This window comes from Variovorax sp. V35 (assembly GCF_041154465.1).
GTDB classification, from domain to species: domain Bacteria; phylum Pseudomonadota; class Gammaproteobacteria; order Burkholderiales; family Burkholderiaceae_C; genus Variovorax; species Variovorax boronicumulans.
Genome location: NZ_AP028666.1, coordinates 3,322,460 through 3,336,276, shown reverse-complemented (window position 1 = coordinate 3,336,276; position 13,817 = coordinate 3,322,460). Strand labels below are relative to the sequence as shown.

At 68.0% G+C, this 13,817-nt stretch carries 6 protein-coding genes; 3 read left to right on the top strand and 3 right to left on the bottom strand.

Annotation, left to right across the window (positions count from 1 at the left end):
- The first annotated feature begins 104 nt into the window (after nt 1–104).
- The 3 genes from ACAM42_RS15385 to ACAM42_RS15375 all read left to right on the top strand — a co-directional run bounded on the left by ACAM42_RS15385 (nt 105) and on the right by ACAM42_RS15375 (nt 2,693).
- Nucleotides 105–926: a ferritin-like domain-containing protein gene (locus ACAM42_RS15385; RefSeq protein WP_369632544.1), complete on the top strand. Its 822-nt coding sequence runs from the start codon at nt 105–107 to the stop codon at nt 924–926.
- A gap of 732 nt (nt 927–1,658) precedes the next feature.
- Nucleotides 1,659–1,895, top strand: a complete 237-nt coding sequence (locus ACAM42_RS15380; RefSeq protein ID WP_159272152.1) for a hypothetical protein — start codon at nt 1,659–1,661, stop codon at nt 1,893–1,895.
- 3 nt (nt 1,896–1,898) lie between these two features.
- Nucleotides 1,899–2,693 (top strand): winged helix-turn-helix domain-containing protein, encoded by a 795-nt coding sequence (locus tag ACAM42_RS15375; RefSeq protein WP_369632543.1) that lies wholly within the window; start codon nt 1,899–1,901, stop codon nt 2,691–2,693.
- A 39-nt stretch (nt 2,694–2,732) separates the two neighbouring features.
- On the opposite strand, the gene ACAM42_RS15370 is transcribed toward ACAM42_RS15375, so the two are convergent.
- The 3 genes from ACAM42_RS15370 to ACAM42_RS15360 are packed head-to-tail and all read right to left on the bottom strand — an operon-like array spanning nt 2,733 to nt 13,749.
- Entirely contained in the window at nt 2,733–3,170 is a 438-nt protein-coding gene (locus ACAM42_RS15370; RefSeq protein ID WP_095744971.1) for a hypothetical protein, read from the bottom strand.
- A 2-nt stretch (nt 3,171–3,172) separates the two neighbouring features.
- A complete protein-coding gene (locus ACAM42_RS15365) occupies nt 3,173–4,033 on the bottom strand; it encodes an OmpA family protein (protein WP_369632542.1) in 861 nt (286 codons plus the stop codon).
- Nucleotides 4,034–4,059: 26 nt separating this feature from the next.
- Nucleotides 4,060–13,749, bottom strand: a complete 9,690-nt coding sequence (locus tag ACAM42_RS15360; RefSeq protein WP_369632769.1) for a hypothetical protein — start codon at nt 13,747–13,749, stop codon at nt 4,060–4,062.
- Nucleotides 13,750–13,817 lie beyond the last annotated feature (68 nt).

Genomic DNA, 13,817 nt, shown 5'->3' with positions numbered 1-13,817 from the left:
CCGGGAGCCGGGGCTAATATGGACGGCTGAAGCGGTGCGCGCCCTCCCCGGCTGCAGCCTGTTTCTTCCCTGTTTTCATCGGCAACATGAATCAAGGAGCACGCATGGCGGGTCAGGCGTCGGAACACTGGAAGATCGAAGACCTCGATTTCTCCCGCATCGCACGCGAGCAGGTGCGCACGGACGAAAACCTCTTCTACCTGGTGGCGTCGGCCTCCTTCATCGAGAGCGGCTCCGACCTGTACACGCAGAACCTGGTCGACTTTTTCCGGGGCGACGACGAGGTCACCGAGTGGCTGTCGAACCACTGGGAGCAGGAAGAGCTGCAGCACGGCCGGGCCCTGCGCGCCTACGTGGACTACGTCTGGCCCGAATTTCCCTGGGAGACCGCCTACCGCGGCTTCCTCGACGAGTACGCCACCTACTGCAAGGTCGAGCTGCTGGCCCCGACCCGCGCCCTGGAAATGACCGCCCGCTGCGTGGTCGAGACCGGCACCGCCACCTACTACCGGGCCATGGCCCGCAGCACCACCGAGCCGGTGCTGCGCGACCTGGCCACCCGCATCGCGACCGACGAGGTCAACCACTACAAGCACTTCTACCGGTTCTTTCGCCGCTACCGCGCGCAGGAGCGGCTGAACCGTTTCCGCGTGATGGGCACCATCGGCCGGCGCACGCTGGAGCTGAAAAGCGAGGATGCCGACTGCGCCGTCCGCCACGTGCTGCAGGCCCGCGCCCCGCACCGCGCCGGCGACGCGGCCTACGTGCAGCAGCTGAGCGCGCACATGAACCGCACCATCCGCACCCACCTGAGCCCCGCCGCCACGCTGAAGATGCTGATGCGCCCGCTGGAGCTGCCGGCGCGGGTGCAGACGGTGATCCAGTACCCGATCCGGCAGTTCATGGAGCATGTCTTCCTGCGCTGACGGGCCAAAACCCCAGAAAACGCCGGAAAACGCGCAAAAAAAACCCAGCACGATGCTGGGCTGAATCTCTGGATTGCTGTCACGCACAGAGAACCCGCACTTGAAGCGAGTCCGCAAAATTTAGGGCCCGGGCCGCCCCCGGCTTGTCGGACAACACCGACAGTTCTGCACGATCGTGCGAACCGCGGGTATCCCCGGAAGCTCGAAAAAGTGCCAAATTCTTCACACTTTTTAACTTGTCCTACGGTTACGACATTTTTCAGCTGACATGCTGGGCGCGCGTCCTCGCCGAGGATGCACTTGCTGTCACGCAACAGGGCCGCAAAAGAAGAGCTCTCTGTTTGCCTTAGAGCGCGCCCCTTCGGGGGCCCCTCGAGATACCCGCTCCGGCGGGTATTTTTTTGCCCGCCACCGGGCCGGCCGTCGCCCTACCACATCGCCATGACGGGTTTTCCCAATCCGGTGGGGACAATGTTGTGGAAAACCGTGTGTGCAGCGCGCGAAACCCTTGCCTGGCGGGGCCTGCAACGCGGTGCCTGCGAAAGAGGCAGCGAAGGTAAAAAACCCGGAAAAATATTTTTCCCGCCCGTTTTCCCCTCCGAGCCCCGCCCGCCGCCGCCCCGAACGGCGCTGAAAGAATTCATCAGACTCCCATCCCGAAGCCCCCGCTAGCATCGAACGACCCGGGCGGCCAGCCTGCGCCGCGCCGGGGACCCAAGGGAGCAAAACATCGTGAAGTGGATCGTGGCTGGCTTCGTGGCGCTGGTTTTCTCAGTGCTGTCGTTCAACGCATTCATCGCCAACGACCTGAGCCGCCAGACCAGCGGCAACCGGCTCATCGCCATGCTGACCGACCTGTACGGCTGGCTGATGGGCACCCTGGGCGCCGTGCCGACGGGCGTGCTGTTCGCGGCGTGCGCCGTGGGCATCGTGGTGCTGGCGGTCCGGGACGGCAAGAAGGCGTCCTGAGCCATGCCGGTGACCACGCGCGTGGCCCTGCTCGACCCGCAAGGCACCACCGGACCCCAGCTGCTGCACAGCCTGCCCCGCCTGGGCTACGACACCCTGCGGTTCTCGAGTGCGGGCGACTTCTTTGCGTTGCTGGACAGCGGCCAACTGATCGACCTGCTGCTCCTGGTGGTCGAGAACGAGCTGGCTTCGCGCAGCCTCTTCGCCGCCTGCCGGGCGCTGAACATCCCGACGCTGCTCATCGTGCGCGACAGGCGCTGGGAACAGCTCATGCCCTGGCGCGACGCGCCGGGCTGGGACGATTTCATCGAGCTGCACGGCGCCGGCATCGACGACGCCATCAACGAACTGGCCTGGCGCATGCGCACCCTGCTGCTGCGCGCCCGGCAGGCCGCGCAGACCGCCGCCCTCGGCGCGGCGAGCTGGGGCCCCTACCGCTTTCTCGACATGGCCCACACGGTGCTGCTGCACGAGCGGCGCATCCGCCTGCAGCCGCGCCAGTACGCCTTCGCCGTCACGCTGTTCCGCAACGCCGGGCAGGTGATCACGCGCGAGTGGCTGTGGCAGTCGATCTGGGACAAGACCACGCCCTACGAAGGCACGCGCGTGCTGGACGTGTGCGCGGCCAACATCCGCAAGCGCCTGGACCTGTGCGCCGCGAACGGCTACGAGCTGCGCGCGGTCTACAAGCAGGGCTACCGGCTGGTGTCGGTGTTGCCTGGGCGCGAACCCGTCAAGGAGAGGGAGTTCACGCGAAGAGGCCGGCCACGCCATGCCGCCCTTGCCGTGAATTGCTGACAGGCCCGGCCCTGCATCGGGCCGGGCCCCGGGGGCGCGTCAGGCGTCCGCCCCCACGCGAATCAGACGCGCCGGCTTCAGCCGGCCGTCCAGCGACGCCAGCCAGGCGCCCAGGTCTTCGTTCGACACGGGCGTCAGCAGCAGCTCGAAGGAACGCTGCGCGCGCACCGCGACGGGCACCGACTCCACGCTCTCCAGCTCCGAGCGGTGCGTGAGGTACAGCAGCGGCAGCATCCAGTCGGCCGCCTGGTGCATGGCGGGCACGCGCGCCACCGTCTTCTGCGCGTCGGCGTGCAGCCCCACGATGACCCCATCGAAGCGCTGGCCCACCTCCAGCGCCTGGATCAGGTCGGCGATGCGCACGAAGGGAATGAAGTCGGCCCCCAGCGCCGTCAGCGAGTTGCCGGTACAGGCGCGCTGCAAGGCGTCGGAATCGACCAGCGCGATCCGGTACCCCGAGGGAGCAGGCGCGTTCATCGTCACTGCTCCCCTGCGATGTCGAGCTCGACGCGCCGGTTGGGCTGCAGGCACTGCAGCAGCGCCGGCGTGCTGCGGCTGCCTTCGCAGTCGGACACCACCGGCTGGCGCTTGCCCATGCCCGCGGTGCGGATCAGCTTGCGGTCCAGCCCCTGCTGCACCAGCAGGTCGCGCACGGTGTTGGCGCGCTCCAGCGACAGCGCCTCGTTGTAGGCGTCGCCGCCCAGCCGGTCGGTGTGGCCGGTCACCACGATGTAGTGCAGCGAGCGGAAGTTGTTGCGCAGCTCGACGGCCAGGTGCTCCAGCCGCGTGCGGCCCGCGGGCTGCAGGTCGGTGAGCGAGGCGCCGTCGAAGCGGAACAGGCCGTCTGCGTTGAGCGTGACCTTCTGCGGCGGCGCCAGCTTGGTGCTGGCCGGGATCGGCGTGGCCGCCGGCGGCTGTGCGAGCAAGGCGCAGTCGGGGTTCTTCCACCAGCCGCCGGTCATCAGCTCGCTGCCGTTGAAACGCACCATGTACTGGCAGGTGACGTGCTCGCTGCCCTTGCCCGTGTAGAAGTGGAAGATGTAGTTCCACTCGCGCACGCCCCACAGCCCTTCGCTGAAATGCGGCCAGCCCAGCAGCTCGCGCAGCTGGTCCTTGCCCATGCCGGGGCGCACGCGCTGGAACTTCTCGGTGCCCGGGAAGGCGCCCTGCTTCCACTTGGCGCTGTCCAGCACCGGAAACTCCTCAGGCCTGGGCGCCGCGGGCTTCTCGGCCGCGGCGCGCGCCTGCGCGTCCTTGTCGATGGCGGCGCCGGGCGAGGCGCAGCCCTGCAGGGCCGCAAGCAAGGCCGCCAGTGCGACGGCGGACAGGGTTCGGTTCATCTGCTTCATTCTGTTTCTCTCCCGCTTCAATTGAAGACCCACTCGGCGCCGACCGTGGCCGCGGCCCCGGCGCGGCTCATGCCCACGCCGCCGGTCACGCTCCAGCCGTTGTTCTCGGCCGTGCGGCGGAAGCTGATGCCCACCGCGCTCTCGCCCTTGAACGTGCCGTAGCCCACGCGCATCACCGTCTTGCCCGGCACCGAGGTGCCCGGCATCTGCACGGCCATGGCGGCGGCCACGCCGGCATACGCGTTCTTGGCGGTGTTGCGCAGCTCGTTGCCCAGCGCGTTGGTGCGCGCGTCGGTGTAGGCCATGCCGGCGGCGCCGGCCTGGTTCAGCTGCTGCACGTTGACCGCGTCGGTGGGCGCCACGCCCGGCGCCACGTTCTGCACCGTGACCGGGCCGGTGGAGGCCCCGTTGCCCATGGTCACGCTGTTGTAGTTGACGCTGCCGTCCACGTTCGTGTCGTAGCGCACCGCGCTTTGCTGCACGGCCTGCAGCTGGCGCACGTTCACCGCGTCGGTGGCCTGCGTGCCGCCGGCCACGTTGGTGATCTGGCGTTCGTTGCCGGCCGAACCGACCGACACCGCACCCTGCGCCGACTGCACCACGGTGTTCGAGAACATCTCGCGCTGCCCGTTCATGCCCGCGCGGTTGGCCACCGCGCCATCGCCCAGCGCCACGCTGTTGGCCGTGCTGGCCGTGCTGTTGGCACCCAGCGCGATGCTGCCGGCCGCCTTGACCTGCGCGTTGTTGCCGGTGGCGATGGCGTTGTTGCCCAGCGCGACCGCGTTCGGGCCGATGGCCACGCTCTCGGCGCCGGCGGCGTTCGAGTCGGCCGCCTTCGAGTTGGCGTGGAAGTACTTGATGCCGCCGCCACCGGTGGTCATGTTGTTGATCGCCTGGTTCGTCGCGTACAGCTGGCTGCCGTTCACCGCGTCGGTGCTGGTGGCGCTGATCTCGCCGGCCGCGACGTTGGTGAGCTGGCGCTCGGCATCCTTCGAACCGACGCTGACCACGCCCACCGGCTTGGTGCCGGCGAACTGGTAGGTCGTGCCCTGGAGCGTGACCTCCTTGGTGGGCTTGGCCTCCGCCGTGGTCGAGTCGTTGCCCAGCGCGACGCTGTTCTTCGTGGTGACCACGGCGCCGGTGCCGATGGCCACGCCCTGGTCGGCCTTGACGGCCGCGCCCGAGCCCACCGCCGTGCTGTCGGTGCCCGTGGACGTGGGCGCCACGTAGGTCGTCGGCGACCCGGTGATCCACTTGCTGCCCGCCGCTGCGGCCTGGCTGGCCACCGCCTGCAGCTGCGCCACGTTCACGGCGTCGCTCGGTGCGGAGCCGGCGGCCACGCCGGTGATCTGGCGGAACACGCCGTGGGCCGCGTCGCCCACGCCGACCGCACCCACGGTGCTGGTGGTGGCGGCGATGGCGTCCGCCTGCGCGGTGGTCGCCTCCGGCGGCACATAGCCCTTCACGCCGGCCGCGCGGTCGGCCACCGAGCCTGCGCCCAATGCCGCACCACCCGTCGCTGTGGCTGTGCTGCCTGCACCTACTGCCACGCTCACATCGCCGACAGCGGCGCTCGCCGCGCCCATCGCGACGCTTGCCACGCCCGAGGCGTTCGAGGCCGCGCCCGCGGCCACGCTGCCGTTGCCTGCAGCCCGCGCCCAGGCGCCGAAGGCCGCGCTGTCGATGCCGTCCGCGGTCGAGAAGTAACCCACCGCCGTGCTGCGGTCGCCCATCGCCCAGGCGGCATTGCCGATCGACGTGGCGCTGACGCCCGCGGCCTGCGCCGCCGTGCCCATCGCCACCGCGTTGACGGCCGTCGCCTGTGCGTCCTTGCCCGCGGCGATCGCGTCGGCGCCCGTGGCACCGTCGTTGTTCTCGTTGCCGCCGCCGGTCGAGTTCACGCTGTAGTACTTGGTCTTGCTCTCGGCGACCGTGTCCTTCAGTTGGCTGACGTTCACCGCGTCGGTGCCGGCCACGCCGGGCGCCACGTTGGTGATCACCTTGCCGCCCGCGTCGACCCCCGCCGTGGTCACGCTCGGACCGCCGACGATGGTCAGGCCGGTGGCGCCGAGGGTGACGTTCGGGCCCACGGTCACGCCGGCGTTGTTCATCACCGTGTCGCCGGTGGTCACGCTGTCGAACTTCACGTCCTTGGCCGTGGCCACGGTCAGCGTGTTGCCGTTGCGGGTGACGACCATGTTGTCGCCATTGGCGAAATTGGCCGTGCCGCCCGGTGCGATGTTCTGCGGCGTCGCCTCGCCGTTCGCGCTCAGGTTCCAGCCCTTGCTGGCCGTGGCATCGACCAGCTTGAGCTGCTCTTCGGTGGCCGCGCGGCCCACGGTCGCAAAGCTCGGGTCGGTCAGCGTCTTGTTGCTCAGGCCCTGGATGTCATTGCTGACGCCGCTGAGCTTGACGGTGCCGCTGGTGACGCCACCCGCCGCGACGGCCGTGGTGGTCGTGCCGTCGTTCACGGTCAGGCCCGTGGTGTTGAGCACGCTCTGGCCCACGGTCACGCTGTTGTTGACTTTCACGTCGTTGGCCAGCTTGAAGTCGAGGTTCGTGCCGGTGCGCGTGATGGCGATGTTGCTGTCCGAGTTGCTGAAGTCGACCTTGCCGCCTGGAGCGACATTGCCGCCCGTGGCTTCGCCATTGGCTGCGACATTCCAGCCTGCGCTGGCGGTGTCATTGACGATCTTGAGCTGTTCTTCCGTGGCCCCGCGGCCCACGGTCGCGAAGCTCGGGTCGGTCAGTGTCTTGTTGCTCAGGCCTTGGATGTCATTGCTGACGCCGCTGAGCTTGACGGTGCCGCTGGTGACGCCGCCGGCTGCAACAGCCGTGGTGGTCGTGCCATCGTTCACCGTCAGACCCGTGGTGTTGAGCACGCTCTGCCCCACCGTCACGCTGTTGTTGACCTTCACGTCGTCAGCGAGCTTGAAGTCGAGGTTCGTGCCGCTGCGCGTGATCGTGACGTTGCTGTCGGAGTTGCTGAAGTCGACCTTGCCGCCAGGAGCGACATTGCCGCCCGTAGCCTCGCCGTTGGCCGCCACGTTCCAACCCGCGCTGGCCGTGTCATTGACGATCTTCAGCTGTTCTTCGGTCGCCCCACGGCCCACGGTGGCGAAGCTCGGATCGGTCAGCGTCTTGTTGCTCAGGCCCTTGATGTCATTCGTCACGCCGCTCAGGTTGACGGTTCCGCTGGTCACGCCGCCGGCTGCAACGGCGGTGGTCGTCGTGCCGTTGTTCACAGTCAGACCGGTGGTGTTCAGCACGCTCTGACCCACAGTCACGCTGTTGTTGACCTTGACGTCATCGGCCAGCTTGAAGTCCAGGTTCGTACCGCTTCGCGTGATGGCGATGTTGCTGTCCGAATTGCTGAAGTCCACCTTGCCGCCCGGCGCGACGTTGCCGCCCGTGGCCTCGCCGTTGGCCGCGACATTCCAGCCTGCGCCAGCGGTGTCGTTGACCTTCTTCAGTTGCTCTTCGGTGGCCGCACGGCCCACCGTCGCAAAGCTCGGGTCGGTCAATGTCGTGTTGCTGAGACCCTGGATGTCGTTGGTGACACCGCTGAGGTTCACGCTGCCGCTGGTCACGCCGCCGGCGGCAACCGCCGTGGTCGTGGTGCCGTTGTTCACAGTCAGGCCCGTGGTGTTGAGCACGCTCTGGCCCACGGTCACGCTGTTGTTGACCTTGACGTCATCCGCCAACTTGAAGTCCAGGTTCGTGCCGGTGCGCGTGATGGCGATGTTGCTGTCGGAGTTGCTGAAGTCGACCTTGCCGCCAGGCGCCACATTGCCGCCCGTGGCCTCACCGTTCGCTGCCACGTTCCAGCCTGCGCTGGCCGTGTCGTTGACGATCTTGAGCTGTTCTTCAGTCGCTGCACGGCCTACCGTCGCGAAGCTCGGATCGGTCAGCGTCTTGTTGCTCAGGCCCTGGATGTCGTTCGTCACGCCACTCAGGTTGACGGTGCCGCTGGTCACGCCGCCAGCAGCCATCGCCGTCGTGGTCGTGCCGTTGGTCACGGTGGTGCCCGTCGCCGACGTCGTCGTGACGTTGCCCGCGCCGTCGTTCACCGTCAGGCCCGTCGTGTTGAGCACGCTCTGGCCCACGGTCACGCTGTTGTTGACCTTGACGTCGTCGGCCAGTTTGAAGTCGAGGTTCGTACCGCTTCGCGTGATCGTGACGTTGCTGTCCGAATTGCTGAAGTCGACCTTGCCGCCCGGTGCGACGTTGCCTCCCGTGGCTTCGCCGTTCGCCGCCACGTTCCAGCCTGCGCTGGCCGTGTCATTGACGATCTTGAGCTGTTCTTCCGTGGCCCCACGGCCCACGGTCGCAAAGCTCGGGTCGGTCAGCGTCTTGTTGCTCAGACCCTGGATGTCGTTCGTCACGCCGCTCAGGTTGACCGTCCCGCTGGTCACGCCGCCGGCTGCAACGGCGGTGGTCGTCGTGCCGTTGTTTACAGTCAGACCGGTGGTGTTCAGCACGCTCTGGCCCACGGTCACGCTGTTGTTGACCTTCACGTCATCCGCCAGCTTGAAGTCGAGGTTCGTACCGCTGCGGGTGATCGTGACGTTGCTGTCGGAGTTGCTGAAGTCGACCTTGCCGCCAGGCGCCACATTGCCACCCGTGGCCTCACCGTTCGCTGCCACGTTCCAGCCTGCGCTGGCCGTGTCATTGACGATCTTGAGCTGTTCTTCCGTAGCCCCACGGCCCACCGTCGCGAAGCTTGGATCAGTCAACGTCTTGTTGCTCAGACCTTGGATGTCGTTGGTCACGCCACTCAGATTGACCGAGCCACTGGTCACGCCACCTGCCGCGACTGCGGTGGTGGTCGTTCCGTTGTTCACCGTCAGGCCCGTGGTGTTGAGCACGCTCTGTCCCACCGTCACGCTGTTGTTGACCTTCACGTCGTCCGCCAGCTTGAAATCGAGGTTCGTGCCCGCGCGCGTGATCGCGATGTTGCTGTCCGAGTTGCTGAAGTCCACCTTGCCGCCAGGCGCCACATTGCCTCCCGTGGCCTCGCCGTTGGCCGCCACGTTCCAGCCTGCGCTGGCCGTGTCGTTGACGATCTTGAGCTGCTCTTCAGTGGCCGCACGGCCCACCGTCGCAAAGCTCGGATCGGTCAGCGTCTTGTTGCTCAGCCCTTGGATGTCGTTGGTCACGCCACTCAGGTTGACCGAGCCACTGGTCACGCCGCCTGCCGCGACCGCCGTGGTCGTCGTGCCGTTGTTGACTGTCAGTCCCGTGGTGTTCAGCACGCTCTGCCCCACCGTCACGCTGTTGTTGATCTTCACATCGTCAGCCAGCTTGAAGTCGAGGTTCGTACCGGTGCGCGTGATCGCGATGTTGCTGTCGGAGTTGCTGAAGTCGACCTTGGCGCCCGGTGCGACATTGCCGCCCGTGGCTTCACCGTTGGCCGCGACATTCCATCCCGCGTTGGCGGTCGCATCGACGGCCTTGAGCTGGCTCACGTTCACCGCATCTGTATCGACCGCGCCGGCCGCCACATTGGTGATGCGCCGCTCGGTGCCCACGCCGCCCACCGACACTTCGCCCACCGGCGTCGCGCCGGCGACCGACGTCGCGCCCGTCGGCACATAGGCCGCGTTCGCGTTCAGCGTCGCCAGGTCCGTGGCCGTGGTGCTGTTGGCACCGAGCGCCACCGCGTTCGCGTAGGTGGCGCTGGCATCGGTGCCGATGCTGACACCGCTGTCGCCCGTGGCCTTGGCACGGTTGCCGATGGCAACGGTGTTGCTGGCGCTGATGTTCTCGCCCGCGTTCAAGCCGATCGCGACGTTGGCGCTGCCCTGGACCCCGCCGCCGGCAAGACCGCCCAGCGCCACGTTGAAGGCGCCGTTGGTGCCCTGCCCCGCGGAACTTCCGATGCCCACGTTGGAGAAACCGGTCGTGACCGCCCCGCCGTTCACGCCGATGCCGATGTTGGAGTCACCGGTGACGCGGGCGCCCGCGCTCAACCCGAGCGCGGTGTTGTTCCCGCCCGTCACCGACACACCGGCGCTGTTGCCGACGGCCGTGTTGTCCGCTCCCGCAACCTGCCGGCCCGCGCCGTACCCGACGAAGGTGTTGTGCGAATTGCCAGCCGCCGTGCTGCCCGAGCCGGCCAAGTTGCCGACCGCCACGGTGCCCACGCCCGCGGCCACGGCATCCACGCCTGCCGCGATCGCATTGATGCCGGTCGCGCCCTTGTTGTCGTAGTTGCCGCCCTGCGTGCCGTTGTCGTTCACGCTGTAGTAGTGCGTCTGCGCGCCCTTGAGCTGGCTCACGTTCACTGCGTCGGTGTCGTCCGACCCGGCGGCCACGTTGGTGATGCGCCGCTCCTTGCCCGCGCTGCCCACCGACACCTCGCCCACCGGCGCGGTGCCGGCCACGGCCGTCGCGCCTGCCGGCACATAGGCGTTCTTGAGCGCCAGTGCGGCTGCGTCCTGCGTCGCCTTCGAATCCGCGCCCAGCGCCACGCTGTTGACGGCGGCAGCCTGCGCGCCATGACCGACGGCAACGCCGTCGTCCTTGCTGGCCACGGCGCTGTTGCCGATGCTCACTGTGTTGTTGGCAGTGATGCCGGCAAACGTCGCGGTGTCGACGATGCCCGCCAGGCTGCCGATGGCGATGTTGCTGCTGCCTGTCGTTCCAGCGCCGGCCAGGGCACCGATGCCGATGTTTGCATCGCCGACGACGGAGGAGCCCGACAGGTCGCCCATGGCGATGTTGTCGTTGCCGTTCACGGCCTGGCCCGCACTGCCGCCGATCGCGGTGTTGTAGGTGCCCTTGGTCCCGATGCCGCTGTAGACACCCATCGCGAGGTTGTAGTCGCCCTGGACGCCCTGGCCCGCCGCGATGCCGAACGCCGCGTTCGAGCTGCCAGCCACGTCCTTGCCCGCAGCGGAACCCACGGCGGTGTTGCTGGAACCCACGACACCACCACCCGCTTCGGTGCCGATGCCCACGTTGTTCTGGCCGGCCAGGCCGGCGCTGGCGCCCACGCCGGCCAGATAGCCGATGGACACGCTGCGCTCGCCGTTGGCTTGGGCGCCCACGCCCGCCGCCAGTGCGTTGATGCCGGTGGCGCCGTCGTTGGCGTAGTTGCCGCCCTGCACGCCGTTGTCGTTCACGCTGTAGTAGTGCGTCTGTCCCGCCTTCAGCTGCGCGACGTTCACCGCGTCGGTGGCTTGCGTGCCCGCCGCCACGTTCGTGATCTGGCGTGTCTGCCCGTTGCCGCCCACGCTCACCGCACCCAGCGTGCTCTTCCACGTGGCCGAGGTGTCCGTCGAGGCCAGGCCCGTGGCCGGGTCGAAGCCCGCCACGCCCTTGTCCGTGCTCGCCACCGACTTGCTGCCCAGCGCCACGCCGTCGGCCACTGTCACGCTGGTCGAATCGCCCAGTGCCGTGGCATTGGCCACGTTGACCTTGACGTTGTTGCCCAGCACGAAAGTGTTGTTCGCCGCAGCGCCCAGCGTGTTGTTGTTGCCGACGCTGTAGCTGTTGGCACCATCGATCACGGTCGGGTCGCCGATGGCGCCGCTGTTGTTGCCGTTGACGACGTTGCCGGTGCCGATGCTGATCGACTGCGTGCCCAGCGCCTGGGCGCCCGTGCCGATCGCGATCGCGCGCTCGGCATTGGCAAATGCCTGGGTGCCCAGGGCGATCGTGTCGCTCGCCGTCGTCGGCGTGATGTTCCCGGCGGCCACATCGCCGGCAAGGCCCGCGGCCGAGCCGATCGCCAGGTTGCGGTTGCCGCTCACCAGGGCCCCTGCCGTCTGGCCGAGCGCGATGTTCTCGTTGCCGTCGGCGGCAAGACCGGCGTTCTGGCCCAGCGCCACGTTGCCGTTGCCCTTGGCGTTCGAGCCCGCCCCCGCACCGATGGCGAGGTTCGCATCACCGTGGGTACCAAGCCCCGCCCCTTGTCCGATCGCGGCATTGCCCGACCCCACGACGCTGGCGCCCGCCGAAGTGCCCATGCCGATGTTGCCGTCGCCCTTCACGAACGCGCCCGCGGCGAAGCCCCATGCGGCATTGCTGTCGCCCTCGGTGTTTGCGCCCGCCAGGTTGCCGAAGGCCGAGTTGGCGGTGCCCTTGGAGAAGATGCCCGCCCCCGCGCCGATGAAGCTGTTCAGGTCGCCCTCCGACGAGCTGCCGGCCGTTGCCCCGATGAAGGTGTTGCTGTTGCCCGACGCCGCCTGCCCTGCGTTGTTGCCGATGGCGGTGATGTCCGCGCCCGCGCTCTTGTTGCCGGCACCGGAGCCGATGAAGGTTCCCGTCAGCACGGTCGAATCCTTGCCCGCGCTTGCGCCGATTGCCACGGTGCCGCCCTTGGCGGCAGAGGCCTGGGTTCCGATCGCCACGCCGTTCGCGCCGGCCGCGTTGGCCTGGTAGCCCTGCGCAATCGCATAGTGGCCGCCGGCCGTCGCGCCGTGGCCCATGGCGGTCGCATGGTCCCCACCGGCCTTGGCATCGACGCCCGAGGCGATGGCGTTCAGGCCCGTGGCGCCCTTGTTGTCGTAGTTACCGCCCACAACGCCGTTGTCGTTCACGCTGTAGTAATGCGTGGTCGCGGCTGCCTGTGCTGCCTTCAACTGCGCCACGTTCACCGCATCGCCGTTCTCGGTGCCGGCTGCCACACCGGTGATCTGGCGGTACTTGCCGTTGGCGGCATCGCCCACGCTCACCGCCGCCAACGTGCTGTTGGTCGCATTGATGGCCGTCTTCTGAGCCGCAGTTGCGCCAGCGGGCACGTAACCCGCGCGGGTCGCATCGTCGGTGAAGGACTTGATGTCGGCCACCGCGCTCGAGCCCAGTGCCACGCCGTCGGCCACCTTGGCCGTTGCGCTCGACCCCAGTACCGCCGCCCGGTCCGCGCCTTGGTCGATGGTGTTGTTCGCGCCGAGGGCGACGGCCTCATTGGCCTTCACGGTGTTTCCATAGCCGACGGCAGTGGAGCGTTCACCGCCTTCGGGCAGCGTGCCGCCGCCGTTCCACAAGCCCAGCGTGTTGCCGGAGCCGATGGCGGTGGAGTCCACGCTGCTTGAATTGGCAGTGTTCCATTTGCCCACGGCGGTGCTTGACTCGCCGTCGGCGGCATTGCCTGTACCTACCGCGGTCGCGTTGTCGCCGCGAGCCACGTTGGCGCCGCCGAGTGCGGTCGCGTAGACGCCTTCCGCAACGCTTTGCGCCCCGGCCGCCATGGAATAAAGGTTCGTCGCGCGGGAAAACACGCCCATGGCAAGCGTCAAGTCACCTGTCGCTTCATTCCCATACCCGAAGGCCGAGCCGGCATTGCCCGCCGCGTTGCTGTGGCCGACCGCCACACCGCTCTCTCCCCAGGCGTTGTTCCCCGAGCCGAGCGCCACGGCGTCTGTCTGGAGCGCCTTGTTGTTGAAACCCATCGCAACGGCCGGCCTGACGGTATTCATGGAATTTCCGACCGCCACATTGGCGCGACCGACCGCAACGTCATTCGCATACTTGGCGCTGCTGCCATAGCCGATCGCGGTCGATCCGTCGCCCGTCGCAACGGCGTCGGTACCGATGGCAATGGCATTGGCGCCGCTGGCCTTCGTCCCCTGCGAGCCGAGAGCAATGGCGTTCGCACCCAGGTTGGCGGACACCCAGGCCGTCAGGGCGGTGAAATCGGGGTTGGGCCCCAGGTCGGGAACACCGCTCACCGTGGCAAAGCCGCCGGTAGCGTTGGGCACATTGCAGGTCCATGTGCCGGAGCCCCTGACAGGGCGGCTGCAGAACTGTCCCTCGAGCCCCTGCGAAA

What these genes read in the sequence shown, in the direction of transcription:
- ACAM42_RS15385 (WP_369632544.1), top strand. Translation starts at nt 105, where the DNA reads ATGGCGGGTCAGGCGTCGGAACACTGGAAGATCGAAGACCTCGATTTC.
- ACAM42_RS15375 (WP_369632543.1), top strand. Translation starts at nt 1,899, where the DNA reads ATGCCGGTGACCACGCGCGTGGCCCTGCTCGACCCGCAAGGCACCACC.
- ACAM42_RS15370 (WP_095744971.1), bottom strand. Translation starts at nt 3,170, where the DNA reads ATGAACGCGCCTGCTCCCTCGGGGTACCGGATCGCGCTGGTCGATTCC.
- ACAM42_RS15365 (WP_369632542.1), bottom strand. Translation starts at nt 4,033, where the DNA reads ATGAACCGAACCCTGTCCGCCGTCGCACTGGCGGCCTTGCTTGCGGCC.